Here is a 26,281-nt window from a genome sequence, read left to right on the forward strand (position 1 = left end):
CAGGGATTCAACATAAGATGATGTATGAACGAATATACATACAGTTTATTTTTTAAAACCAATACAGATAATCAATTACCCGGCTTAACATTCATTCATCTTATCGAGAACCTGACCCGGTCATTATATGATAAAAACGTTTACTGATTTACGTATATAAATTAATTTACTTTTTTGTTATCGGGTTGAACCTGCATCCATTGGGTGAAGCATCAACCGGCAGGCCATTGGCTTCCCTGATCAATTGAAAAATATGATCGGGCCGTACCACCACATAATCGGCATTCAGGGAATTGGCCACGTTCTTGAAATTGGATGGTTTCACATCTGTCCACGGTTGTGCCTGAATGATGATGAACCGGGGCGAACTGCCGTTCCAGCCAGCAGCCGCTGATGCAATATGATCTTTCATGGCCTGTTCACCTGTACAATAATTGCAGGAAAGCGCCATACCGGGCAGACTGTTATTATAAATGGTCAGCCCGCCGCCGGTATTCTGTGCTGTGAGGCCAAGCAGGGATGGTGCATAGGTAGCAAAGCTTTGTCCCACATTCTGATTTATGCCGCCGGTGATCGTATTCCAGATGGTGATCACCCTGAAACCGGCGCGGCGATTGTAATCTTCGGTCCTGGCAACAAACTGGTTCAACCGTTGCTGGTTGGGAAAGCTGTTGGGATATACGTAACCATACCCCGATGGACCAGAAATAAGGTTGTCGTTATCGGTGGCCGTTTGGTAATAGAAGTTAAGCGCACCGGGCATGGCATCCAGCATAGCCGGCGACAGTGTCCAGCCGATGGGTACAGAACCACGATCAGGATTATTCCAAAGCTTTCGCATGAGGTGCTCTACGTATTGGAGGTTATCGCCATCACTTAATATAAAGGCCACATAGATCTTGTTCTGCAAGGCAGGCTTTGGCGGAGCTGGTTTTACCGTCACTGTTCTGGAAGTGCCGCTGTGAATGGTCAGGTTGCTGCACCAGTCACTGGCAATGGTAGCGATACCATATTGCGATGCCCGTTGAACACCCGGTGCTTCTTCAGGCCACCAGCCCATATAATTGGAACCGGCCGGCATGGAATTTAAGAAACTGTTAAGCAGGGTACTTTCTGCAGCCACATTCGGATCGAGCCATATAACGGCGGCGCCCAGTGCTGTTGCATATTCCCGTAAGGCAGCTTTATGCACATCAGGATTTAAGCCGATCAACAAGCGGCGATCAAGGCTGGGCCAGTAGGTATTGTACAGGGTTTGATATACCTGCAGTTTACTGGTGAATTGCCCCCGCAGATCGAGCAATACCGGTAAATTATAAGGGGCAGCTGTTAAACGGGATAACAATAATGGTGAAGCGATGAGCGCTTTCCTGTTCTTAGCCAGCACAGTAGCCAGGTTCACGGTATGCATCTGCGCCGGATCATATACGATCAGGCCGGCGATCTCGCTCCTGTATTTGCTGATCAGGCTCCATTTATCGGCGTGTTCGGTATAACTCAGCCCTAATGATTGCAACCAAGTGAATGGCCCTTCGGCAAACGCATCGCCTTCATACGAGAAGATGCGTGGTTTTGTTCTGTTTACAATGCCTTTCAGGGAAGCGAAAAGATACATTTCGGCAGAAGATGCGTTTTGCTGCACCGCTACCCAATCTACTTTTGTATAAGAAGTGCCCCGCCAGAAGACGCGCAGCTCTATGGATTGATTGGCAGCCGGCATCGTAAAGGGCAGGGTGAAACTTACATAGTTCGATGCCACCGGAAATTCACGCCGGGTGATCGTCCGGAATGCCAGTGTTTGCCCGGTAGTGGCGTTTCTAACGTCAATGTCTACTACAGAGTCGTTATTGGCGGTGTTATTATCAACCTTCATTCTGAATTCCGCCACATTGGGACCTGCGGGAATACTGGCATCATAGGGACCATAGATCATATGTTGGTTCGGGGCATCGATGCTGGTCTGGCAAAGCCAGCCATCTGATTCAGGCCGGCCGGTATTATGGCTTAGTGCCGGTCCTTCGGCTTCCCAGTGGGAAGACGTTTCCCGAAGCACTATATGGTCCTGCGTTGTTGCAGGCGCGGGGAACGAAGGAAGGAGTTGTGAAGAGGGCCACGTGATCTGGGCCATTGCTGGAAGAATAAAGAATTGAAGCAGCGGCAATAGCCAGGCTGCTTTCATCCGGGATAAAGCAAGCGTTTGGTTCATAGAAAAAAGTTTAATGTTAACCGTGAATACAACGAATTTCGGCGTTTAGCAAAAGCAAGAAAATGCTAAAAAGAATTCAGCCGAAAATCATTCTATCGGTGCTTTTTTCTATATATTCTTTAATTCATCAAGCAGTCGCCGTTGTTCTATGGTATCTTCAACAGGCAGCGTCAATAGCTGTTTCTCCGCAGCGGCCATCAATTCATTGAACCGGTTGGCGTCGGCAAGCCTTGCTGCAATATCTGCCCGAAGGATGAGTACTTTAAGCAGGTTCAGTGGATCATTGGTAGCGGCAGTCAACAGCGCCTTGTCAAGCACTTTGGCAGCCGTTTCAAAATCCCCATGAGCATCAGCCAGCCGGCTTCCTAACTCATACACTTTGGCCAGGGGTGTGCCTGTCACAGCAGGTTTATCTTTTTCAGGGAAGACAAGGCTGTTCGTTTTTTCGATCCGCTGCCCTACCCTGATATAGTTGCCATTCGGATCAACAACAATAAATTGCCGTACGCCATAGGCCGGTATGTCTTTCAACGGATTTAACCGGGGATAACCTTTCAACGGCACTTTGCCATACAGCGATTTTAAAGAAGCCCGGCAAACTTCATAGATAGGATCGATTTCGGTAACTATCAGATAGCAGCCGCTGTAATTGGCATCAGGCTGTTGTTTCAGCGCAAAAAAATGCAGTTCCAGGTCCCAGATATTAAATGCGATGTAATTGTTCGGCACCTTTTGCTTATAGGTAACAACTGCTCCCAGGGCTTTGTAAAAGTCCTCTGTCTGGTTTATTGACATACAGGGCAGCAAAGGAATAGCATACTGGTTTGTGTGTTGGTCGGGCATACTATGGGCTTTTGCGTAGTAGCCTGCAAAGTTGAAGAACTATTCCTGCCGGAAATTGTACCGAAACGACATTCTGCCTGCTACTGCACCTGTATCGCCTGCTGTTGTAAGAAAGCCGATGGCGACAAACCCGTAAACTCCCTGAAATGGCGGTTTAAATGTGCCTGGTCGTAGTAATCGAGCGCATGCGCAATGGCGGTGAGCTTTTGAGGAGATGTATTAGCACCGCCCGTTAAAACCTCGATGAGCTGCTCAAAGCGTGCCAGCTTGAAAAATGTTTTGGCCGAAAAACCGGTAAGGTCTTTAAAATGTCTTTCAAACTGGCGGGGCGACAAATTCGCCTCTTTCACCAACTCACTTATGGAAGGGTAATGTTTCGATTCATAAATCGAAAAGATCAGTTTTTCCAGGCGGGTATATTTCGAGGCGCCCCGATGCAGTTGCGCTTCCAAAAACCCGGAAACGATCTGCACCCTTTCTTCGAAACTCATCGCATGCAACAATTTATCGGCCAGGGCGGCGCCTGGTCTTTCCAATAAGGCCACCACATCAATCTGCTGGTTGGTAACAACCGTAGCGGGAATATTGAATAACAGCGGCAATGCATGTGCATACAGCTGCACCCCAAAGAACCCGTTTACGGTGGCCGCAGACGCGAATTGTTTACTGGTGTTCGTTTGACCATAGAAGCCCATGGTAGGAATACGCATCGGCACGCCATTGTTATCTGATGTGGCGTAATCGCCCGCGAAACAAAACAGCAGTTCCAGCTTCCGGTTGGCGATGGCATGGTGGGTATGCACCTGGCCAGGATCGATAACCAGTTCTCCTTCCCAGAAACGGGCTACATAGCGCCGGAGCATCAGGTTTGGAAGAATGGTCTTATACATCAGCCGTTTAATTATTTAGATTGGAAGACCCAATTCTAATCAATTTTTTATAAATGTTATCAAAAATGCCGGCATCTTAATGAGAAACTGCTTTTAATCCAACAACAGACCCAATAAGTGTAATGAGGAAGAACAGCCGCCAGAAGCTGACCGGATCTTTGAATAAAAAGATGCCGATGAGCGCAGTGCCTGCAGCCCCAATGCCTGTCCATACCGCATAACTGGTGCCGATGGGAATGGTTTGTGTTACTTTCATTAACAGGAACATACTGATGAACAGCGAAACAAAGAATCCCGCATACCAGAGCATAGATGTATTGCCGGTCGTTGCCTGCGCTTTTCCCAGGCAGGTTGCAAATACCACTTCAAATAACCCTGCTATTATCAACAAAAACCAACTCATTGCTTTTTATTTTTTTTGCAAAGGTCGGTTATGAGAAGTCCTTAAAATTTTACAAATGATAAAAACCACGGCTATTTTATTTCAGCTCTTATCCTGCTCAGGCTTACCTGGGTAATGCCCAGGTAGGAAGCAATATACCCTAATTGTACCCGTTTCAGCAGATCGTGGTTATGCTGCAGTAAGTCCTTATATCTTTCTGAAGCCGTTTGAAATAACCGGGAGATAAGTCTTTCTTCCGTTTTGATGAGCTCCTGTTCAACCAGCTTTCTTCCCCAGTTGGCAATATGGATATCTTCGGTAAACAGCGCCCGCAGGTTGCTGATGCCGATAACATACAGTTCACAGTCTTCCAGCAGTTCTATTGTTTCATATCCTTTCTGATCATCTACAAAACTTTTCAGCGAAACGAGCATATCACCTTCCTTGCCAAACCAGAATGTAATTTCATTATCATCGAACCTGGTGTACGCGCGGGCAATTCCCTTTTTAATAAAATACATATAGGATTCTACCCGGTCGGCCCTTAACAGCACATGACATTTCGGGTAACTCACCTCCGTTACATACATCGCCAGTTGCGCCCTGGAGCTGGCAGGAAGCTGATACGTTCGTTCTATGATCTGATCCAGCGTCATGTATTATTGCTTCGTATATTTTACAATATCAATACCAATGCCATTTGGGTCTTCAATGGCAAAATGCCGGTCGCCCCAGGGTTCGTCGCGGAGTTCGATCTTTATGGCAGCCCCTTTCTTCTTTAGGTCAGCATATATTTTATCCACATCGTCTACCTCTATTGTCAGGTACATTCCCTGCCCGGGAAAAGGTTTATGGAATAAAGGCTGCTGACTGGGATGATGGGGCAACAAAAAACTGATCTCTGCTCCCCTGTCCGGCGTATGCATTAACAGATAAAATTCATTTTCAAAGGTAACGCCAAAGCCTAATTTCTCTGTATAGAAAGCTTTTGTTTCCTTCAATTTACTGGTTACAATGCCTGCATTTAATTTCATTGCATTCGCTTTTTTAGATGATGAATGGGTTTGGGCATAAGTGTCTGCCGTTATACCGGCCAATGCCAGGATCAAAATAAAACGGACCATAATTCATGAGATTGATTACGCCCCAAATCTCCGGCTATTGGCAGGCAAATCATTGTACAAATCGGACAAGTTCATCTTCCGAAGGCTTTGCTGGGAGTTACTCCATAAAAATTTTTGAACTCCCTGATAAAATGCGCCTGGTCATAATAGCCGGCATCAAAAAACAGTTTGTTGTTTCGCAGGCTTTGTGTGGAAGGTTTGGCATTCAGAATGTTTTGAAAACGCACCACCTTGGCAAAGGTCTTGGCGGTATCGCCAATGTAGAAGTCGAACAGGCGGCGCAACTGCCTTGCACTTATGCCTGTGTCGAGCTCCTTTTCTACCGCAACCATGCCCTGGTTGCGGAAAATTATTTCCAATGCGTTGTACAGGCGATTGTCGGCAGCGAATGACAGGGTAGAAATATGTTTTATGAAGTAATCGTTCAATAGCCTTGCGATCACGTCGAGCGACTGGTTACCATGGAAGGCGCTGCTAATGAACGCCGATAACTTATTATTCACCGCTTTCAGGTGCAGGTACCTGTTACTGAGTGCTTTTGCATTTACCTGGAACAATTGGGGAAACATGGTGGGCAGGAACCGGATGCCAACGTAGTTAAAACTGTTTTGCAAAGGGAACTCCGTATATTTCTTACAAAAGCCCATTACATAATTTTCGTATGGGGCGTTCAGTTCAAAATAAATATCAATACAGCCATCGGCAACAACCCGGTAGGTAAATGGTTCCTGCAGGCTTTTATCGGTCTTTAGCTGCCAGTAGCAATAAATATAAGGCAGCAACTGTTCGCCGGGCGCCACTTCAACATAGGATACATTTTCTGTTGTTTGTTTTACCGTTGGTTGCAGGGGGCGGTACAATTGCCGGATGTTTAATGAGAATTCCATGGGCGTTCGATGGGCTAAAAATAATTAATATTTTTCGCCACTACAAACGCCAGCCGGTCATCAGCCTCCCTGAGCCAGAGGCATTATCACATTAGCAAATTATCGAATTACCATTGGGCGCCATAGCCGGCAACACCGGGTGTAGAAAGCGGTGATCATCCCCGGCCAGGAAAACGATGATTTAAAGCAGGCCGCAGCCAACTACCGAAGCAACGATCACCTACCAGCATTAGCCAATGGAAAGAGGGGGAAATATTGAATTCCCCCCTTTTACTCCATTGGTATTTAATCTTTCACTGTTAGCTGTAAAAAAAAAGCAAGATTGAAAAAACCGGAACGTCAGTAACATCCCTTGATCAATTATCTGTTGCAGGAACGATCTTATATACTTTACCAGTGTTTCCTGTGGGACCAGCGTTGGATGAAACAGTTACATACACTTCGCCGTCATTGTCCTGGCCAAATCCTTTGATATAATAGCCCAGGTCGTTCGGATGGTTTTTAACTGAAACTTCTTTATACTCCCAGTTTGATCCGCCCATTGTTGCCATAAAAAGTTCTCCGTTAGGTGTGGTGGGTGATTGAGAGAATGTTCCGAAAATATACTTTCCATCCCAGCCTTCAATAGCACGACCGCGATATACATGTCCGCCGATGATGGTAGTGGCTTTACCACCTGTAGGATTCTGCCAGTTGTTCACTTCTATAACCGGATCTCTCAACGAATTACCTAAGTTGTCTTCTGTAGGACAGGAGGCCGGTATATCTTTATTGTTGGCTGCGTTGAAACAATGCCTGCCTTCTCTTACATTCCAACCATAGTTATGACCTTTTTCAACCAGGTTTATTTCTTCTGATAATGCCTGGCCGGCATCGCTAACAATTAGACCATGCTCTCCGCCAATGTCGAATGACATCCGGTATGGATTGCGAAAACCATATGCATAGATCTCATCCAGACCGGGCGCATTCAAGAATGGGTTTTGTGTGGGAATAGTGTAAGGAGTTCCTGTAGGAGAGCTTGATTTAATATTGATGCGCAAGATCTTTCCAAAGAAGTTGGCTTCAATATTCTGGGCATTACCGCCTTTGTTACCGGAATACCAGTCATCAACATGACCGAGATCTGTATCATTGGCGCCGCCGCCATCACCAATGGCGATATACAGGAATTCATCGGGGCCAAAAGCGAGTGCGCCACCGTTGTGATTCATTTGAGGATCGTCCCACTCAAGCAATACTTTTTCAGTGCTCATGTCAGTTCTTCTTTCATCACAGTTAGCCCTGAACTGTGACACGCGGCTGAGGTTGTTCCATGAAGCGCCTGGAACCGGACCGCCTGCACGTGGGGGAAGTTGATAATACACATAAAAGCGACAGTTGCTTTTGAAATCGGGGTGAAAGGCCAGGCCTATTAACCCACGTTCATCATAGTTAGATGAGAGCGGAGCAATTCTGCTGCTGAGATCCAGAAAAGGAGTGGGCCATTTTTTACCACTACTATCGATCATCCATACTTTACCAACCTGGTCAAGAATATAAAGATTTTTAGTACCGGGGGCAGAAACAACCTGTAGTGGTGAAACAAAATCTTCTGCAACTAACTGTAGATCTACTTTCTTTTCATTTCCTCCGGAGCCGGAGTCTTCATCATGTTTTTTACAACCCGATAAGATGAGAATACATACCAGAGATAATGCACAAAATAAATTCATGGTTTCAAAATTACGATTGGTTACGGTAGGTACTTTGACTTTCATAACAAACAATTTTGGTTGGTTAACAAACAATGCAACAAGCAGGCACGCACCAGTTAATGAAAGCATTTTATAGTGGCTTTCAGAGTAACGTTTTTTCTATTGGACAATGGACGGTAAGCGTAATAGTAACCAGTATACACCATAAAGTGGAACGCTATAATACCGATAAACATAAAGCTTCCAGCAAAGCGTTTTTCCTATATGGACATGGATGATAAGTAGATTAGGAATGAATAGTCAGTCAACTGTAATGAAAGAATAGTTTTTAAGCACCCAACCAATTGAAGAAAGGATTATCAGAAGATGTTGGAATCGGGAATCAGAGCAATTTCACTGTAAATATATATTATTTTTTATAAGATAATACATATTTTTTTTCAAAGTTCTACCAATAAAAAAACAGGATTTTGCTCTTGAATATGAACATAATAAACGGTTGTAAAACGAGCTTGTAACAGGCCCGGATGATACAATATAAAAATCTTATGCCATTATAAATTACGCGGATTGTTCCAGCCTTTGCATAATCTGTCAATCGTATCGCTTATGCGTTGTTGACGTGTTTCCACACGTTTTGCGGTTACCACCCATTCTACGTATTCCTTTTTGTTGGTAAAGGAAAGTGTTTCGAAAAAGGATTTTGCCTTTTTGTTTCCGGCTAACTGTTTCGCCAGATCGTCGGGCAACCGAACGATCTTTTGTTTGGCATCGATAAGATCGAGGATAGGGCGTTCTTTAGGCCGGGCAGCGTTTTTTATATCAGCTTCCGTTTTCAGCCGGAATGCAAAAGCCGACCAGGTATCGTTGAACGAGATAAGACTGACCCAGTGAAAGGCTTCAACTGTAAGCAGGTTATCCCAGCCCTTATCGCGGGTTAGGTCGGTCTGCAGGGCGGAAGTCCCCTTCGGGTAATAGCACCAACAGAGCACCTCCCCTTTTACCAGCTGCATTACTTTGGGCAATCCTTTATCGAGCTGGGCCTTGTTCAGCATAAACCAGTGGATCTGCTGAAAGTTCCTGGCCTTGGGGTCTATAGTCACCTTATCCGGCAGCGCACCAGTTGCTGCTTAAAGTCTGCCGGGGCATTGATGGTACGCAGGGTAAACCCTTCCTTTATTTTCAGTTTTTGAGCAGTGGAAGCAGCCATAAAGGGCGTTTACAGCTAAGATAGTATAAGATAGCAAGGTGGTTTGATGCAGTTATTGAAAGTTGCGGAGGTGGGCGGTTGATACTCAATTTTTTCTGAGATTTTTTTTCTCATTTTTTTGGCTGTTTACAAAATACGATTATCTTTGCAACCCGAATTAAAAATAACACTGCTGTCAACGGCAGAAAGTTCGGAAAAGTAAAAAGTTCTTTTAGGATTATATAGATCTGAATTGCCCAGGTGGCGAAATTGGTAGACGCACTGTGTTCAGGTCGCAGCGCTCGCAAGGGTGTGCTGGTTCGAATCCAGTCCTGGGCACCAACTTAGCCCTGTAAGTCATTGATTTACAGGGCTTTTTTGTTTCAGGCAGGTCAAAAACAGGTAAGCTCTTACGCTGTCTCCCATTTTTCTACCCCAAATGACACCCGGTTTTCTGCAAAAGAACAGCACGCAAACTGACACTAACGGCACACCTCATTTGTTCACCTGTTCAAAAATTCACGAGATTTTTCCATGTCAGTTTTTACCATTAGTTGGTCCATCGGTGTTCACCATGCGTGGAATGCGGTCTTTAACGGCCGGCAAAGCAGGGAACGGGCCATGCGGTTGTGTCTGATACCAATAGGCAACTGTATAATAATTATCAGATCTGTGATTAGCATGACCGTGTTCGATGGTCATTTTGATTGACTTTTTAAACACGATTGGCGACTCGCTGTGAAAGCGATAAACAGTCCATTCCGCGCCGCGGTTATCTCCGCCATTCCTGGGATTGCCATAATCGGAGTAGCTGAATGTCGGCTGATTGTTTCCGAAAGGATTGATCCCGCAACCGCCGTAGCACCATGCGCCCAGGTAATAGTCCTCTGCTCCTGTTCCATTGATAGTAGGACTTTTGTCGCCGTCGATATAAATCATTTCATCTCCTTCACCCCACCAGTCGCCCTGGTTTTGCACGATGCTATGTGTAACGCCGAGGAAGAATCCCTTACCCTGCGCTTCGAGGATAACATAATTTCCTTCTCCGCTTTTGTTTTGTTTGTTGTTGATCTTTTCATCACCGTTCATTTTCCAGTCGGCCGACCAGCCGTCTGTTGGTACGGCCTGGCGGTATTGTGCGTGGAAGTAGGTCATGTTTTCAGGCAGCGATGCATGCTTTTCCCAGTCGATATTATAGTAAAATGCGTCGATTGCGTTTTCCCCTTCATTCGTGATCGTGATTTTTGCGGATCTACGGAAAGGCATTGGAAAATAGCAGTTCAGTGCACGCTGTGATCCCACTGAAAGATATCTCGATTCATAGAGGAAATATTTAGCGAGCCCGAGACCGAAGAAATCTCCAATAGGCGCTTCGACGCTTGGTGTGCTGTTGCCTTCCCAATAAATTCTCAGGACGATCTTTTTCAGGTGATTGGTTTCGTTGCTGGCGATGGTGAACCACATGTGTTTGATGATGCCCGGGCCGGTTACGTTTCCTATTGTGCGTGTTTCTCCCGGTTTGATCTTGTGTTTCCAGTTGCCGTCGTCGTTGGCGCCGCTGGTGTCGTGGCTGGAAATGCGTTGCGAGGTGTAATCGCGAAACTGCCAGATCTCCGTTTGCACCGCGCCTGAGGGGTCTGGTGTGCGTTGTGCCAGTAGCGGACTGGCCAATAAAAAGAGTACGCCGGCGGCTAATATGTTCCGCGCTTTCCTGACTGCTGATTTTTTCATATTGGCGAATGTTTGGCTTAAAGCTAATACTTAATTCCCGTCAAAGACGTCATTTACCTGTAAGGCGATAAAAACAGAAATTGCGGGAACTGTAATAATTTTGGCCGCAAAAAGAAAGCCGGTGATAGAAAACCTTATAACCCATATCAGCAAGTTTTGTCTAATGGATGTAAAGAAATTAAATCTACTGGAAGCTTTCTTTGAACAAAGGACTTACCGGAAAAAAGAACTGTTGTTAAGCGAAGGACAACGGTGTTATGAGAAATTTTTCATTGTCAAAGGCTGCGTACACCTATATTACTTAAAGCAGAATGGGGTTGAACAAACGACCGACTTCGCACTGGAGAACTGGTGGACGTCGGATTTTATGGCTTTCCCAACCGGTTCCCCGGCACAGCTGTCCATTCGTGCGGTAGAAACCACCAATGTGCTGTGCATTACAGCCAACAGCCAGCGTGAGCTGCTGAAACAGGTTCCGGAACTGAACGAATATTTTCACCTCGTATTTCAAAAGGCTTATGCCGCTTCTCAAATAAGATTCCGGCTGTTATACGAGTTCTCCAAGGAAGAATTATACCGGCATTTCAATGAGCAGTTCCCGCAGTTTGTTCAGCGCGTTCCCCAGTATCTCCTGGCTTCCTTCCTGGGTTTTACCCCCGAATACCTGAGTGAGATCCGCAAAAAATATCTTTCTTAAACCAGTTTAAGAAGCATTGCATTTTTGCTATCGAAATTTGCCTCCTAAACAAAAATGTTCAATTATGCTTAATGTTATTAAACACCGTTTAGATGTTTGGAAGGAAGAACCGTTGTACTGGAATCAGATTGCTGCGATAGACAAGCGACTGTATGCTTCTACCATTCCAAAAAGTCTCATAGAGCTCATCAAGATCCGGGTTTCGCAGATCAATAAATGTGTTTTTTGCATCGATTACCATACCCAGGAAGCTTTACAACAGGGCGAAACAGCCCGCAGGATATTCGCCCTTACCGCGTGGGAAGAAAGCCCCCTGTTTACCGATATGGAGAAAAGCACGCTTCAAATGGCAGAAGAAATTACGCATATTTCCGTTCATGGCGTTACTGACGCAACATATGAAAAGATCAAAACGCATTTTAATGACCGGGAAATAGCCGATATCATCGTCTGCATCTGTCACATCAACTTTTTGAACCGAATAGGCATTTCGACAAGAACCGTGGCGTCTTAACTAAAGGGCGTTTTTAATAATAGGAGTGGCAATGGTGGCGCCTTTGTCACTGGCAACCAGCACCAGGCCATTTTGCAAACGCAAACGCTTATTACATACAAACCAGTATAAGCAGAACACAATGTGCAGAAAAACAAGAAATGCAAGCGAGTTGAAAAGCACAGTTTTGGTTTTGGGGTTTGAGCGCTAAGAATAAATAAATGTAATTAAAATAAGCATATTTGTCAATGCCTTCCGTTACTTGTAAGTGAATGTTTGAAACGGCCTAAAGCTTTAAATAAAATAAGAGAGAATAAGCAGGAAAAAGCAGCAGGTAAAATAATTCAATATACAATAATGAAACGGATCTTGACAATTACAGTGGTCTTATTTGCAACTTCAGGATGGGCCCAGGATTCCACGAAAAAAGGAGACATAGCACAGATCAGTGTCAGCGGCTATGCGGAGGCATATTATAGCTACGACTTTAACAAACCGGCAGACAGCTACCGGCCGGAATTTTTATACAGTCACAACCGGAGCAATGAGTTCAATGTAAACATCGCCTTTATTAAAGCCGCCTATGCCGGCGAGCGCGTTCGGGCCAATCTGGCGCTGGCAGCAGGAACTTACATGAATGCCAACTATTCGGCTGAACCCGGCGTTCTTAAGAATCTATATGAAGCAAATGTGGGTTTTAAATTAAGTGCCCGCAAAAACCTGTGGCTCGATATAGGCATTATGCCATCACATATTGGTTTTGAAAGTGCCGTGAGCAAGGATTGCCGTACCATAACCAGGAGCCTGATGGCAGAAAACTCCCCCTATTACGAAAACGGCGCCAAACTCACCTACACCACCGATAATAATAAATGGTTATTCAGTGCGTTGGCGCTGAACGGCTGGCAACGGATTCAACGGGCGGCTGGCAATTCATTGATGAGCTGGGGTACACAGATCCAGTTTAAACCAACCAATAAAGTGGTATTGAATTACAGCACGTTTATAGGTACTGATAAACCCGACAGTGCCCGGCTTTGGAGATATTATCATAATTTATACAGTACTATTCAGTTGAGCAGTCAAGTAGAAGCGATCCTTGGTTTCGATATCGGCCAGGAGCAGGCGGCTAAAGGCGAAAGCAAAATGAATACCTGGTACACGCCCGTTGTTATCCTGCGTTATGCGCCGGTTGATCAATGGGCCTTTGCCGTACGCGGTGAATATTATAGCGATGAAAAGGGCGTGATCATTGCCTCTGGTACCGCGAATGGATTCAAAACAACCGGATTCTCTGCCAACATCGATTATCTGCCGGCGCAAAACATCGCGCTTCGTTTGGAAGGAAGAATGTTGAAAAGCAGGGACGAGATCTTTATCAAAGGTGATAATGTAACTAATACCAATACGGCCGTTACATTTTCGGCAGCAGTTAGTTTTTAATTCATTGCTCGGAATTTAATACCATTTCATCTTTATTCATAGATCACCTTGCGATAATGCGTGGTTCCACATTAAATACGCATTAATTTCTTCGCTGGCGCTGGTTTTAATTCACGTGATACAGAATATTGCCCCCCAAATGAAACATCCGCATACTTCCCTGCCCGACAAACCACATTTTGAGATCTTAGACGGGTTAAGGGGTGTTGCGGCGATTGCAGTGGTGATCTTTCACTTCATGGAAATTGCCGTACCTGATCTCGAAAAAAATTTTATTGCCCATGCTTACCTGGCTGTGGACTTTTTCTTTTGCCTGTCAGGGTTTGTCATTGCCTATGCTTATGATGATAAAATGCCTGTCATTGGTATCTCTACATTCCTCAAACGAAGGCTGACCCGCTTACATCCACTGGTGATCATTGGCTCGGTGCTCGGTTTATTGACCTTTGTATTCGATCCCTTCAGTAATTTACATGAAACCTATGCTGATAAAACCTGGCTGTTGTTCATATACTCCTGCCTGATGATCCCCTTCCCGGTGGTAAAGGAAAGATATTTAAATCTTTTTCATCTCAATCCACCAACATGGTCCTTGTTCTGGGAATACATCGCTAATATTTTTTATGCCGTGCTGCTTATCCGGCTACCGAAGAAATTCCTTTGGGCATTAGCGGTACTGGCTGCCATAGCGCTGGTATATGAATCCTCGCAATCAAGCCATCTTAGCGTTGGATGGGGCGGCGATAATATTAAAGGAGGCGCCATCAGGGTAAGCTTTTCGTTCCTGGCAGGCGTACTTGTTTACCGTTCACGATGGATCATTCGCTCAAAGCTGGGTTTTGTGTCAATAGGATTATTGCTCTTGCCGGCTTTACTGTTTCCGTTCTCTGAAAAACATAACTGGATTGCCGACCCACTCGTGGTTATCTTTTATTTTCCATTACTAGTCGTGTTAGGCGCCGGCGCAGTAACGCAAAAAACGACCCGCGCCCTTTGCCGCTTTTCGGGAAAGATATCATACCCGCTTTACATGGTCCATTATCCATTTATATGGGTGTTCATGAGTTATGTTGAAAAGCACAAACCTGCTATGGATACTGTGACATGGATCATTGTCATTGGTACAATCTTATTATTGTTATTGGCGTACCTGACTATGAAGTATGTAGATGAGCCTGTGCGGAAATGGCTAACCAGACGTATGAAACAGGGCGCCAGGAATCAGTAGCGCCCGGGTTCATTTCCCTTTCGACAAACACATTCGTGCAAAACAATTTTAGCTTCGCCGGCAAAGAAATTATCCAGTAACTTCAACGCAACTATCGTTGAACATGAAAAAACTGGTTTATCCTTCTTTGCTTTTTGCCATTGTCATCAGCAGTTGTTCATCCCTGCAAGCACAGCAAACAGCGGGCAAAAAAACCTCCGGCAATCCCGTTTTTCCCGGCTGGTATGCCGATCCTGAAGGGGCGATTTTCAACAAGCGATACTGGATCTACCCTACTTACTCTGCACCTTATAATCAACAGGTATTTCTAGATGCTTTCTCGTCGACGGACCTGGTAAACTGGACGAAACACGAACGCATTGTTGATACGGCTGCTATCAAGTGGGCGAAAAGGGCCATGTGGGCGCCTGCCATTGTGCAAAAGAATGGCCGGTACTTTTTATTTTTCGCCGCTAACGATATTCAGAACGAACAGCAACCCGGTGGCATTGGAGTCGCTGTTGCCAATAAACCGGAAGGCCCCTTCAAAGATTACCTCGGCAAACCCTTACTCGATAAGATCGTAAACAAAGCGCAGCCTATTGACCAGTTTGTGTTCCGGGACAAAGACGGGCAGTACTATATGATCTACGGTGGATGGGGTCATTGCAACATCACCAAACTGAAAGACGATTTTACCGGCTTTGTTCCGTTTGAAGATGGGAATACCTTCCGGGAGATCACACCTAAAGGTTATGTAGAAGGACCCATTATGTTCATCCGTAACAACAAGTACTATTTTATGTGGAGCGAAGGCGGCTGGACAGGTCCTGATTACCGCGTGGCTTATGCGATAGGCGATTCTCCATTTGGTCCATTTGAGCGGATAGGCACCGTTCTGCAACAGGATGCAGCCGTGGCAACCGGTGCAGGCCACCATTCGGTGCTTCAAGTTCCGGGCAGCAACGATTGGTATATTGTATACCACCGCCGCCCTCTGGGTGAAACCGACGGCAACCACCGGGTGACCTGCATCGATAAAATGGAGTTTGATGACAAGGGATTCATCAAACCCGTGAAAATAACTTTTGAAGGCGTAGCTCCCAAAGTGTTAAAGTAATTACCGCTTACACTTTACTCAAGATCTTCCTGTCAATATAAAAAGTACCGAAAGGAATACAGCAGGCCAGTATCACTTTCCAGGTGATTTTTGTAAAAGCCCATCTCTGCTCAACCCCTACGCTAATTGTATTGAATATAAAAAGCAGGAACAAAACGCCGTGAACAGGCCCAAGTAATTTTGTAAACGTTTCATCATGTGCTGCATACTTCAACGGCACAGCTATAAATACCAGTAAGAGAAGAGAAACTCCTTCCAGGAAGCCGAGCAGCCGCAGGCGCCCGATCTTTGTTTTAAATAATGATTGCATATGCTATCTGATATAAGGTCTGTTAGCAAATGGGGAGAACGGCCAGGGAATGGCTATAAAGATTATAACCAATGCAAGCGAATACCACAACAACATTGTTTTGAATTTCTGTTCATCTGTTTGTTTTCTTTTTGTCAATGCCGATCCAACGGTAACAATGACAATAGCAACCAGCATCAGTGTACTATGTATTATTCCGAAGAACAAATACCCGGCGTCTTCCATGGTTTTATTACCGTTCTTAAGAAAATACTTTATTAGCGGACTTTGAAAGTACAAAGTCATTCCAGCCATTAACTGTATATGCGCTATAGTAGCCGTCCAATGGCGTACGGCATTATCGCCTTTTGTGAATTTTCGTTTGAAGAAATATCCGCTACAGGCCTTCCATACCGCAAGGAACAAGCTCACCAGTACGAACCATCGTACATACGAATGCAAATAAATGAGGAATTGATACATAATCAGGCTATACCCGCTTTGTGATTGTTTAAAATAAAGGCAGGGCAAAGCTAACACAAAAACATACTAACTGGTATGTTTTTACTGAAAAAAATTATTGCAGGGAATTCAGGTAATCTTTCAATTGCTTTAGATACACAAGATATACAGCGCTGCTGTTATTCAATTTACCCATATTTCGAATGCCCCAGTAGCCCGACATAATGAAAACGGCAACCTGTTCAGCTTTCACATCTGCTCTTATACTTCCGGCTTTTTTTCCGTTCCTGATGCAATGGACAATGGCGCTTTTCCATTCCTCCGACAACTCGTTTAACACCCTGGTGAAATCACTATGCCAGGGAGCCATTTCCTGGGTAAAATTGGCCGCGGGGCAACCGTACTCTACTTTCAAAAATTGATTTTTCATCAGGATAGCATACATCATGTCATAAATGATCTTTACCGGATCGCCTTCTGACTGAAGCGGCTTGATAAACGCAGTTGCAAAACTGGGTTTCAGCAATTCATTGATGATGGCAATGCCCATCTCATCTTTATTCCTGAAATGATAATAAAAAGCGCCTTTAGTGACCTGTGTAGTTGCCAGAATATCATCGATACTTGTCGTTTGATAACCCTTTACATAGATCAGTTCAAAAGCCTTTTGTAAAATGCCCAATCTTGTTGCCTCGGCCTTTTTCATGTTTAGATACTAACCGGTATTTTTTTAACAAAGTAAGCTACTATCGCGTATTTATACAAATGTTACTGGTCGGTCCTTAACGGTTCGGCGGCAAAAAAACGCCTCGCGCCTTCCCTTCCATGCTCCACCAGCTCAGCTATTGTTTTCCTCGGCAGCCTGCGTACGCGGCCGGAGAGATTCATATTGTTAATGGCAATGGTCCTGCGTAAACTATTGGGATGGGTAACTTCCGGATTGGCCTTATCGATCAGCGTGTGGTACAACGCTTTCAGATAATCGCTCAGGGTATAGATCTCAAACGGGTAAACGCCCGGCTGCTCTGCATTGTATTGAATTTGTTCGGGCATTTCCATCAGCAGCCCCAGCGTTTCACGGTTTTCGACCCATGTATTGACTGGCGCATTATGACCGTTGATGTATTTGGTAGAATCAAATAAACTGATGGGGTAATTACTCAGCACGCCACCATCAACCATTACATGCAGTAATTGCTTGTCCGTAGGTCTTTCATATACCCTGCCACAGTCATCCATCAGCACAGCCCGGTAATACAAGGGTATAGATAACGAAATACGCACAGCATCACAAATGCGCATATCCGGATAACTCTCATGCGAAAATACCCGCAGCCGCTGATAGGTAAGGTCGGTGCCCGTTATATACAGGTCTCTATAATTTTTTTCAACACGTTTTGCATGCAGTTCCCCGAAGGTGATATCGGCATTACCTGTTTTAGCAGCCAGCAGATCTTCCATCCACTTAGCTATTTTCTCTCCTTTATACCAGCCAAATTGTTTACGCAGGCGCCTGATACCACCGGCCAGCATCCAGCCGCCGTCATTGAACTTTTTTAAGGGGATATTCGCCGTTAACTCAATGATCTCACCCGACGTATAACCAACGGCCAGCAATGCCCCTTGTATAGCGCCCACCGAAGTACCTCCTACCCGCTGAATGTCTTTTAAAATGCCCATGCTGTCAAGTACCTGTAAAGCACCGGCATACGCAAAACCCTTCACCCCTCCGCCTTCCATCACGAGGTTACGGTACCGCGGTGTTTGAGCGTAGCCTGCAGCACCAACAATTAGCGAAACTGTAAACAAGACAAGTTTTTTCATCAGGGCTTTAATGTTTAGGCTACAAGATACGTAACACGTTGATGAAAAGTTGGATGATCCCGGCAGGCACCTTCAAGGTTTTAACATTGTAGGTGACCGCGGGCTCCAGTGTAAATAAATCTCCCTAAATAACTGCCTTTACTCTACACTCCCCAACTATGCCGGCAGCAAAAGCCCGGCCCAATGAGCTGGCATAACTTGTGAAGTTTTTATAGTACACTAAACCTCTGGGATATGAACTTACTCAGCACAAAGATCCATGGATACATCGATTATATAATGGGCGCGCTGCTCATTGCAGCCCCATGGATATTTAATTTTGCCAGGGATGACGCAAGTACATTTATTCCGCCAATACTGGGTATAGCAACGATACTGTACAGTTTGTTGACCAGGTATGAGTTAAGCCAGGCCCGGATGATACCTATGCGCCGGCATTTATTACTCGACACCATCGTTAGTCTGCTCCTGATCGCTTCGCCCTGGCTGTTCGGCTTTAAAGATTACATTTGGGAACCACACGTAATATTGGGAAGTATTGGCCTGGTGATCGTGTTCATTTCAAAACGTGAACCTGGCGAAGGACGAACGCCCACCCAAAGGCATATAACCGGTGATAACAACATCAGAGGAACGGCAATACACTAAAAAACAGCATAAGCCCCGGTCTTTTAACCGGGGCTTATGCTATCTACCTGTTGACAATGGTTGCAATTGTAACCTGGGAAAATTTTGTCCCGCCTTGTAATTAAATGGTCAACTTAACTTTCTTGCCCGATTTAACCGCCTCATAAATGGCATCGATGATCTTCAGGTCGCGTAAGCCTTCTTCTCCATCTACTGAAACCACCGGCTGTTTGCCATCCATGATAATCGCAGCCATTTCATCCATCTGCACGGTCTGGTGCGTCATATGCGGCTGCGTTAATTCGCCTTTATTGGTTCGACCCTTAATAGGGCCATAGCCTGTTGAGGGCTGTAGTTCGGCAAATCCTTTAGTGCCATTCAGGAAGAAGCGGTCGAGGTTGTTCATACTATAAGTAGATAAACAGGAAGCCACCGCCCCGCTGGGAAAACCCAGTTGGAACTGAATAGTTTCATCTACGCCCGGTTTAAACTTCTCGGGATCCGTTTTGGTCTCCTGCGCCGTTACCCAGACCGGTTCTTCGCCTACCATATAACGCGCACCATTAATGGAATAAATACCTATGTCCATCAAAGCGCCTCCGCCGGCCAGTTCTTTCTTCAGTCGCCATTGGCCGGGATCGCCGATGGCAAAACCGCTCAATCCCTGAAAGAACATGATCTTTCCCAATTCGCCCTCTTTCCGCATGCGGATGATCTCGAGGGTCTTGGGTTCAAAATGCATTCTGTACCCTACCAGTAATTTTACATTCGCCTTTTTGCAGGCATCCACCATCTCCTGCCCTTCCTTTGCATTCAGCGCCATCGGTTTTTCACAAATGACATGTTTACCCGCTTTGGCTGCTCTTATCACGTGCTCACGGTGCAACGCATTCGGCGTTATCACATACACCGCATCTATGTCGGGATTGTCCTTTATCCGGTCGAAATTCTCGTAATTATAACAGTTCTTTTCGGGAATGTTGTACTTCGACTGCCAGTTGGTGATCTTGGCCGGGGTACCGCTGATAACTCCGGTTAGCCGGGCCCGTTTGCAGTCCTTCATGGCTTCCGCTACGCGGGTGCCATAACTTCCCAATCCCATGATGGCTACGCGTAATGGCGGTCCATCCTGTACCATAGAGCCGGTTTGTTCCATACATGCTATTGCTTCGGACGATAACAGGGGAAATGTAACTACCGAAGCGGCCAGTTTTTGCAGAAAGTTTCGACGGGAATTCATAATTGCCAATTTTGAATAAATTTAATTAACAATGAGTTACCAGCACCTAAAACACCCTACCAACATTTTTACAAAAGGTGATGATCGTTTGCCATTAACAGCCGCATTGTATCGTTCTTGCAGGCGGCTTTTTCCGCTCATCCTTTAAATGGTCAATTTTTATCAATCATACCGACCGGTTACTTCCTTCGATCACAGCAACAATTGTTCCGCCATCCAAATTTCACAGGCTACCGCTGTTATACTTTAACAGGAAAAAAAATAAGAGAATTTGTACAATTGGTATATGAACCCGGGTAAACTGCTTTTGCTAATCTCTTTTGCAGTCACAGTCACAACAACCGCCATGAGTCAATCCACCGATACAACGGTTGTAAGAAGAACTTTTATTACTCAACACCTCAAAAGCGCCATTTCATTAGACGGTATACCGAATGAGGAAGCCTGGAATGCAGTTGACTGGACCGGTGACTTCACGCAATGGCAGCCCAACGAAGGGAAAGCGCCCCATCAGCCTACCCGTTTCAAAATTCTGTATGATGAAAAATACCTGTATATCGCATACCATTGTATTGATCAATATCCCGACTCCATCATAAGATGGATGGACCGCCGCGACCAGTTTCCCGGCGACTGGGTAGAAATAAACATCGACAGCTACCACGACCTGCGCACCGCCTTTTCCTTTACCCTGTCGGTATCCGGCGTTCGCGGTGATGAGTTTGTTTCAAATAATGGCAATAACTGGGACGCAAACTGGAACCCTATCTGGTTTGCTAAAACCCATATTGATAATACCGGCTGGACGGCAGAAGTGAAGATCCCGTTCAGCCAGCTTCGTTATGGCAATGAAGCAGACAAAACCTGGGGTATTCAGGTTACCAGGCGCATTTTTCGAAAAGAAGAAAGGTCCTGCTGGCAATACATTCCACAAAACTCAGGTGTATGGGTAAGCCGTTTTGGCGAACTGAAGGGATTGAAGAACATTCCCCTGCACCGACAGGTGGAAATAGCGCCTTATGTAACTATGCAGGCCGATAAGTACAAAAAAGAAGATGGCAATCCGTTTGCGAAAGGGTTCGACACAAAATTAAACGGCGGGCTCGATGGCAAGTATGCCGTTACCAACGACCTTATTCTCGATTTTACCGTAAATCCTGATTTTGGCCAGGTAGAAGCCGATCCCTCCCAGGTGCGCATCGATGGCTTTCAGAACTTCTTTGAAGAACGCCGTCCATTCTTTATGGAAAGCCGCAATATTTTTGATTACCAGTTAACCGGGTCAGAAGCGGGCGGCGATTACGACTCCGACCTGCTCTTTTATTCCCGCCGCATCGGCAGCGCACCGCATGCTTCGCCGAAAATAAACAGCGATGAATACCTGAAGATGCCTTTAAACAATACGATCCTGGGGGCGGCCAAGTTCAGTGGCAAAACGCGCAAAGGCTGGAGCATCGGCATCCTGGAAAGCATTACCGAAAAAGAGATCGCCACCATTGATAACAATGGCGAAAAAAGAGAGGAACTGGTAGAACCGCTTACCAACTATTTTGTTGGCCGCTTGCAAAAAGATATCAATGGTGGTCAAACCATATTGGGCGGCATTTTTACTGCGGTAAATCGTGATAACGGGTTGAATGACCAGCTCCATCGCAGCGCTTACTCCGGCGGGCTCGATTTCTTTCATACCTGGAAAAACCGCACCTGGTATGTTCGGGGTAATATGGTGTTCAGCCAGGTACAGGGTAGTAAAACCGCCATCCTCAATACCCAGACAGCTTTTGAACACCTGTTTCAGCGCAACGGCGCCAGCGAGGTATCGGTAGACAGTAACCGCACCGCGCTCACCGGCACCGGTGGCACCTTCAGGTTTGGAAAAGTGGGTGGTAATTCCGGCCGTCATGGCCGGTTATTTAAATTTGAAACGGGTTTTACCCTTCGTTCGCCGGAGCTGGAGCTGAACGATATCGGCTTTATGCTCACCGCTAATGAGATCAACCATTTTACCTGGGCTGGTTTGCATTGGCCTAAGTCGTTCCTTTTCTTCCGTAATGCAAGGCTAAACTATAATCACTGGTCGCGGTGGGATTACGGCGGCAGGTTCATGAACCAGGCCTTCAATTTCAACTCGCATGCCACCTTCAGGAACAACTGGCAGGCCGGTACGGGCAGCACTACCAATGTGTACGACGTTTCAAACAATGCATTACGGGGCGCCACGGCTATCCGTAATCCCGGCAATATTTCACATAACATGTATGTGAATACCGACTTTCGGAAAAAGGTATCCGCTTACCTGGGTATTATCAATACATGGGGATTCGGTAATACCACAAAAACGAACAATCTGGAACTTACGTTATACTTTCAACCGATGAATAACCTGCGCGTCAGTTTGAGTGCCCTCTATATTTATTACTGGCGCCGGCAGGACCAGTTTGTTGATAATGTAACTTATAATAACACTACCCGGACCATTGTAAGCGAAGTAAAACAAAACACCTTGCGTTTTACCGGCCGCCTGACGTATAACATTACACCCGACCTCACCCTGCAATACTATGGGCAGCCCTATATTAACCGGCCGTTGTACAACCACTTTGCCTATGTAACCAATGCCACGGCAAAAAATTACAACGATCGTTTCCATCCATTCAACAATGGAGAAGTAAAAGAAGTGAATGGCGAATACCAGGTAGATGAGCAAAACGATGGGATAGTCGATTACAGCTTCGGCAAACCCGATTTCAATTTTGTGCAGTTCCGTTCCAATTTTGTCATGCGGTGGGAATACAAACCAGGCTCCGAGCTCTACCTCGTGTGGTCGCAAAGCAATACACCCGATGCATCGGCTGACCTGTACAATAATGTAGCCATTCCAAAAAGTTTATTTCAGAATGCCTTCGATAACCAGGCGGCAAGAAATATCTTTTTGTTTAAATGGACGTACCGCTTTCTTAAATAGCTTAAGAAATTTCGAGATTTTGAGATTTCGAGATTTTGAGATTTAGCGGGCTGCTTATATTGGAGCAAATCCCTAAATCTCGAAATCAGAAATCAGAAATCGTTTTGCCATTTTTGCTCATCCGCAGAAGGTCCATAAATAGAAGGCACGGGAATATCATTCAATCGCATATAAACGGTAAGTTGGCCGCGGTGATGCACCAGGTGGTTTAAAGTGGATCCGATCTGGCCCAGTTTAGGAGCGGTATAAAGCACCTCTCCATTCCTCTTCAAAGAAAATGGCTCCAGCAAAGCTTCATCAGTAACCTTGTTCAAGGCGTTTTTGGCGCCCTGGATATTTTCATCAAACCGTTTTACTACATCGGCAGTGCTGGCAGGTTTGAAGAACTGACCTGTAGCCAGATCAATCTCGGGTTGTTCAATCATGGTGGTGATCCAGTTGGGCATCTCAGCCACCAGTATGGTGAGGTATCCCAGCTCCATTGATTTTTCATGCGGTTTGTAATGGAACAGTTCAACCGGTATGCGCTCCAGGCATTTTCGGGTAGCCGTTACCTCTGCTTCCAGCTCTTTTAAATAGGTTTTGCCTAATGTGCCCTGATCCATGGTTTTGCTATTTAATGGTTTGGCATCAAGTTACTGAAAAACAAATTTAATTATTACCGCAGCCAATTGACAGCTAACCGGTGTGGAAATTTCGCTACAAGAAAAAAGTTATTAAGTTAGTCGGTTCCGGCAGGAACCAAATATCTTAATAACTCAATAACCAGGTACTGCGAACTATGAACTATAAACTATGAACTATAAACTTTGAACTGTAAACTTAAAACGCAGTACTTAACACAGCAGTCTGTTGATTACCAATCCTGTCCTGTTGCAATCTTTTTCTTCTTTGATAAAAAACATAAGAAGCAGTGGCCAGTCCCAAAGGCAATACCATAAACATCCAGTCGGGTTTGCCAATGGCCAGTATTGAATAAGTTGCGCCTATGAGATCGAAGAACAACCCGGCATATGCCCATTCTTTTATCCGGGGAAAACCAGGCACCAGGATAGCTATGACGCCTAATAATTTTGCAACGCCAATGAAGGGGACAAAGAATTTCGGATAGCCCAGTTCCACATGCATGCCCTGGATTGCCACAGGATGGCTCATGATATCAGGAATGGCTGAACCTAGCATCAGGAAAGCAAATAACCCGGTAAACACCCAATAGAAAATGTTCGTCTTTTTCATAACAAATAGTTTAATCGTTGACTAATTATTTTTGTTTTGTTAGCAGGCCAGCGATGCTTTGTTGTATACCGGCCTGGTTTGTTGAAACAAAAATATATTCAATAAACAGCTTTAACGGGGTGTGTTGCGGACAATAATGGGGTGTTTTGCGACACGAACAGTTACCGGTTACCGGGTACCAGTTACCAGGACTTTAAATTTCGATCACTTTGCAACTAATCGGGTTCTCCTAATTTTTTGCGCGGTGACTGGAAACCGGTAACTGGTAACAACACAAAAAAACGGATCGCTCATTTAGAACGACCCGCTTTCGTTTATGAATGATTTAGATTAGTATAACAGCCTTACCTTGATAGTATCCTTTACTTCTTTTAACAACTGTACCGCGGTATTGGAGATCTTACGGTCGAGGTCAAGCACCACATACCCAATTTCATCATTGGTTTTCAGGTACTGGCCAAGAATATTGATCTTGTTGTTCGACAAAGTGGTGTTGATAGCCGATAACACACCAGGCACGTTGCGGTGAACATGTAAAATACGGTGTGTTCCTTCCTGGGGCGGCAGGCTTAATGGCGGCACGGTATGGGAACCAATGCTCACGCCCATTTCAAGATACTGGAAAAGCTTATTGCTCACATCTTCACCTATGTTCTGTTGCGCTTCTTCTGTTGAACCACCAATGTGCGGGGTAAGAATAACGTTGGGCAACCCCTGTAACGGCGTAGTGAATTTGTCGCCATTCTTTTCAGGTTCCCAGGGATATACATCTACCGCAGCACCGCTCAATTGTCCGTCCTGCAGGGCTTTGGCCAGCGCCTCCAGTTCAACTACCTCACCACGGGCATAGTTTATAAGAATAGAACCTTTCTTGAAATTCTTGATCACGTTCTTATTGATCATATTTTTAGTGCTGGCGGTTTCAGGCACATGCAGTGTAATGATATCTGCCTGGCTTACCAGTTCTTTCAACGATTTCTTCGCCACTGCATTGCCTAAGGGCAGCTTGGTTACCGTGTCGTAAAAAATCACATGCATACCCAGCGCTTCGGCCAGCACACTTACCTGTGTACCGATATTTCCATAACCGATAATACCCAGTGTTTTGCCACGAAGCTCGTAACTGCCTTTCGCATCTTTCAACCATATACCTTCGTGAGCCGCTTTGTTCTTGTCAACAATGCGTCTGATCAACAGAATTGACAAACCGATCACCAGCTCTGCTACCGAACGGGTATTGGAATACGGCGCATTGAACACCGCAACACCCTGTTGTTTAGCGTATTTTAGATCAACCTGGTTTACACCAATACAAAAACAGCCAATCGCCTGCAGTTTCTTAGCAGCATCCAGAACACGTGGCGTAATTTGCGTTTTGGATCGGATACCCAGCAAATGCACATCCTTCACTTCCTTTATCAGGTCCTCTTCACTTAATGCCCCCGTTACTTTCTTAACGGATGTGTAGCCATTGTCTTTAAAGAATTTTACAGCCGTGTCACTGATGTTCTCAAGTAGAAGAATATTTATCTTTTCCTTGGGATAACTCGTAATTTGTTTGTCGGTCATAATGATTCCTACTGCTTTTACGTTATTTACGGTACCTTAGTTAAAAGATTGCAAATATAGTTCATAGTTGCAGAAACTTAGGCATGAAAAATGCATACATGGGCCTGTAACTGATCGGTTTTGTATAATTTCGCAAATTACGGTAACCTAAAATTAGATT

At 45.2% G+C, this 26,281-nt stretch carries 27 protein-coding genes and 1 tRNA gene; 9 read left to right on the top strand and 19 right to left on the bottom strand.

Annotation, left to right across the window (positions count from 1 at the left end):
* Positions 1 to 166: 166 nt before the first annotated feature.
* From JUB15_RS12710 to JUB15_RS12745, 8 genes are all read right to left on the bottom strand, one after another.
* On the bottom strand, positions 167 to 2,206 hold the full coding sequence (locus tag JUB15_RS12710) for a GxGYxYP domain-containing protein (protein WP_207512866.1): 2,040 nt from the start codon (positions 2,204 to 2,206) through the stop codon (positions 167 to 169).
* A 108-nt stretch (positions 2,207 to 2,314) separates the two neighbouring features.
* Complete coding sequence (locus JUB15_RS12715) at positions 2,315 to 3,049, bottom strand: DUF8817 family protein (protein ID WP_207512867.1); 735 nt, start codon at positions 3,047 to 3,049, stop codon at positions 2,315 to 2,317.
* An 80-nt stretch (positions 3,050 to 3,129) separates the two neighbouring features.
* The gene (locus JUB15_RS12720) at positions 3,130 to 3,939 is read right to left on the bottom strand and encodes a helix-turn-helix domain-containing protein (RefSeq protein ID WP_207512868.1); all 810 of its coding nucleotides are present in this window, start codon (positions 3,937 to 3,939) and stop codon (positions 3,130 to 3,132) included.
* Between the two features lie 76 nt (positions 3,940 to 4,015).
* Positions 4,016 to 4,342, bottom strand: coding sequence for a DMT family transporter (locus tag JUB15_RS12725; protein ID WP_207512870.1), 327 nt, complete (start codon positions 4,340 to 4,342; stop codon positions 4,016 to 4,018).
* Positions 4,343 to 4,413: 71 nt separating this feature from the next.
* A complete protein-coding gene (locus JUB15_RS12730) occupies positions 4,414 to 4,977 on the bottom strand; it encodes a Crp/Fnr family transcriptional regulator (RefSeq protein ID WP_207512871.1) in 564 nt (187 codons plus the stop codon).
* 3 nt (positions 4,978 to 4,980) lie between these two features.
* Positions 4,981 to 5,445, bottom strand: a complete 465-nt coding sequence (locus JUB15_RS12735; protein ID WP_207512876.1) for a VOC family protein — start codon at positions 5,443 to 5,445, stop codon at positions 4,981 to 4,983.
* A gap of 71 nt (positions 5,446 to 5,516) precedes the next feature.
* Positions 5,517 to 6,332: an AraC family transcriptional regulator gene (locus JUB15_RS12740; RefSeq protein ID WP_207512877.1), complete on the bottom strand. Its 816-nt coding sequence runs from the start codon at positions 6,330 to 6,332 to the stop codon at positions 5,517 to 5,519.
* Positions 6,333 to 6,688: 356 nt separating this feature from the next.
* Complete coding sequence (locus JUB15_RS12745; RefSeq protein ID WP_207512878.1) at positions 6,689 to 8,092, bottom strand: PQQ-dependent sugar dehydrogenase; 1,404 nt, start codon at positions 8,090 to 8,092, stop codon at positions 6,689 to 6,691.
* 29 nt (positions 8,093 to 8,121) lie between these two features.
* On the opposite strand from JUB15_RS12745, the gene JUB15_RS12750 reads away from it, so the two are divergent.
* Positions 8,122 to 8,307 (top strand): hypothetical protein, encoded by a 186-nt coding sequence (locus JUB15_RS12750; protein ID WP_207512880.1) that lies wholly within the window; start codon positions 8,122 to 8,124, stop codon positions 8,305 to 8,307.
* A gap of 276 nt (positions 8,308 to 8,583) precedes the next feature.
* On the opposite strand, the gene JUB15_RS12755 is transcribed toward JUB15_RS12750, so the two are convergent.
* On the bottom strand, positions 8,584 to 9,132 hold the full coding sequence (locus JUB15_RS12755; RefSeq protein WP_207512881.1) for a YdeI/OmpD-associated family protein: 549 nt from the start codon (positions 9,130 to 9,132) through the stop codon (positions 8,584 to 8,586).
* Between the two features lie 341 nt (positions 9,133 to 9,473).
* Here JUB15_RS12755 and JUB15_RS12760 point away from each other — a divergent pair.
* Positions 9,474 to 9,560, top strand: a tRNA-Leu gene (locus JUB15_RS12760).
* A 195-nt stretch (positions 9,561 to 9,755) separates the two neighbouring features.
* Here the strand turns inward: JUB15_RS12760 and JUB15_RS12765 are convergent.
* Positions 9,756 to 10,949 carry a glycoside hydrolase family 172 protein gene (locus JUB15_RS12765; protein ID WP_207512883.1) on the bottom strand — a complete coding sequence of 398 codons (1,194 nt, stop codon included), beginning with the start codon at positions 10,947 to 10,949 and terminating at the stop codon, positions 9,756 to 9,758.
* A gap of 163 nt (positions 10,950 to 11,112) precedes the next feature.
* Between JUB15_RS12765 and JUB15_RS12770 the strand changes: the two genes are divergently transcribed.
* Together JUB15_RS12770 and JUB15_RS12775 are read left to right on the top strand one after the other, a co-directional pair.
* A complete protein-coding gene (locus tag JUB15_RS12770; RefSeq protein WP_207512884.1) occupies positions 11,113 to 11,646 on the top strand; it encodes a Crp/Fnr family transcriptional regulator in 534 nt (177 codons plus the stop codon).
* A gap of 64 nt (positions 11,647 to 11,710) precedes the next feature.
* Entirely contained in the window at positions 11,711 to 12,160 is a 450-nt protein-coding gene (locus JUB15_RS12775; protein WP_207512885.1) for a carboxymuconolactone decarboxylase family protein, read from the top strand.
* Here JUB15_RS12775 and JUB15_RS12780 read toward each other — a convergent pair whose 3' ends face one another.
* Entirely contained in the window at positions 12,161 to 12,322 is a 162-nt protein-coding gene (locus JUB15_RS12780; protein ID WP_207512886.1) for a hypothetical protein, read from the bottom strand.
* A gap of 174 nt (positions 12,323 to 12,496) precedes the next feature.
* On the opposite strand from JUB15_RS12780, the gene JUB15_RS12785 reads away from it, so the two are divergent.
* The 3 genes from JUB15_RS12785 (at position 12,497) to JUB15_RS12795 (ending at position 15,909) form a co-directional block, all read left to right on the top strand.
* On the top strand, positions 12,497 to 13,582 hold the full coding sequence (locus JUB15_RS12785; protein WP_207512887.1) for a porin: 1,086 nt from the start codon (positions 12,497 to 12,499) through the stop codon (positions 13,580 to 13,582).
* A gap of 139 nt (positions 13,583 to 13,721) precedes the next feature.
* Positions 13,722 to 14,810 (top strand): acyltransferase family protein, encoded by a 1,089-nt coding sequence (locus tag JUB15_RS12790; RefSeq protein ID WP_207512888.1) that lies wholly within the window; start codon positions 13,722 to 13,724, stop codon positions 14,808 to 14,810.
* A 103-nt stretch (positions 14,811 to 14,913) separates the two neighbouring features.
* Complete coding sequence (locus tag JUB15_RS12795) at positions 14,914 to 15,909, top strand: glycoside hydrolase family 43 protein (protein WP_207512889.1); 996 nt, start codon at positions 14,914 to 14,916, stop codon at positions 15,907 to 15,909.
* Between the two features lie 7 nt (positions 15,910 to 15,916).
* Here JUB15_RS12795 and JUB15_RS12800 read toward each other — a convergent pair whose 3' ends face one another.
* The 4 genes from JUB15_RS12800 to JUB15_RS12815 all read right to left on the bottom strand — a co-directional run bounded on the left by JUB15_RS12800 (position 15,917) and on the right by JUB15_RS12815 (position 18,484).
* Entirely contained in the window at positions 15,917 to 16,219 is a 303-nt protein-coding gene (locus JUB15_RS12800) for a DUF3817 domain-containing protein (RefSeq protein WP_207512890.1), read from the bottom strand.
* A 3-nt stretch (positions 16,220 to 16,222) separates the two neighbouring features.
* Positions 16,223 to 16,681 carry a hypothetical protein gene (locus tag JUB15_RS12805; RefSeq protein ID WP_207512891.1) on the bottom strand — a complete coding sequence of 153 codons (459 nt, stop codon included), beginning with the start codon at positions 16,679 to 16,681 and terminating at the stop codon, positions 16,223 to 16,225.
* Between the two features lie 94 nt (positions 16,682 to 16,775).
* Positions 16,776 to 17,366, bottom strand: coding sequence for a TetR/AcrR family transcriptional regulator (locus JUB15_RS12810; RefSeq protein WP_207512892.1), 591 nt, complete (start codon positions 17,364 to 17,366; stop codon positions 16,776 to 16,778).
* Positions 17,367 to 17,428: 62 nt separating this feature from the next.
* Entirely contained in the window at positions 17,429 to 18,484 is a 1,056-nt protein-coding gene (locus JUB15_RS12815; protein ID WP_207512893.1) for a patatin-like phospholipase family protein, read from the bottom strand.
* Between the two features lie 234 nt (positions 18,485 to 18,718).
* On the opposite strand from JUB15_RS12815, the gene JUB15_RS12820 reads away from it, so the two are divergent.
* On the top strand, positions 18,719 to 19,132 hold the full coding sequence (locus JUB15_RS12820; protein WP_207512894.1) for an SPW repeat domain-containing protein: 414 nt from the start codon (positions 18,719 to 18,721) through the stop codon (positions 19,130 to 19,132).
* Between the two features lie 100 nt (positions 19,133 to 19,232).
* Here JUB15_RS12820 and JUB15_RS12825 read toward each other — a convergent pair whose 3' ends face one another.
* Complete coding sequence (locus JUB15_RS12825; RefSeq protein WP_207512895.1) at positions 19,233 to 20,351, bottom strand: Gfo/Idh/MocA family protein; 1,119 nt, start codon at positions 20,349 to 20,351, stop codon at positions 19,233 to 19,235.
* Positions 20,352 to 20,697: 346 nt separating this feature from the next.
* Between JUB15_RS12825 and JUB15_RS12830 the strand changes: the two genes are divergently transcribed.
* Positions 20,698 to 23,316 (top strand): DUF5916 domain-containing protein, encoded by a 2,619-nt coding sequence (locus JUB15_RS12830; RefSeq protein WP_207512896.1) that lies wholly within the window; start codon positions 20,698 to 20,700, stop codon positions 23,314 to 23,316.
* Between the two features lie 92 nt (positions 23,317 to 23,408).
* Here JUB15_RS12830 and JUB15_RS12835 read toward each other — a convergent pair whose 3' ends face one another.
* From JUB15_RS12835 to serA, 3 genes are all read right to left on the bottom strand, one after another.
* A complete protein-coding gene (locus tag JUB15_RS12835; RefSeq protein WP_207512897.1) occupies positions 23,409 to 23,921 on the bottom strand; it encodes a DinB family protein in 513 nt (170 codons plus the stop codon).
* A 217-nt stretch (positions 23,922 to 24,138) separates the two neighbouring features.
* Positions 24,139 to 24,552 (bottom strand): DoxX family protein, encoded by a 414-nt coding sequence (locus JUB15_RS12840; RefSeq protein WP_207512898.1) that lies wholly within the window; start codon positions 24,550 to 24,552, stop codon positions 24,139 to 24,141.
* A 330-nt stretch (positions 24,553 to 24,882) separates the two neighbouring features.
* The gene (gene serA, locus JUB15_RS12845) at positions 24,883 to 26,121 is read right to left on the bottom strand and encodes a phosphoglycerate dehydrogenase (RefSeq protein WP_207512899.1); all 1,239 of its coding nucleotides are present in this window, start codon (positions 26,119 to 26,121) and stop codon (positions 24,883 to 24,885) included.
* Positions 26,122 to 26,281: the final 160 nt, after the last annotated feature.

This window comes from Longitalea luteola (assembly GCF_017356035.1).
In the GTDB taxonomy this organism is placed as follows: Bacteria; Bacteroidota; Bacteroidia; order Chitinophagales; family Chitinophagaceae; genus Niastella; species Niastella luteola.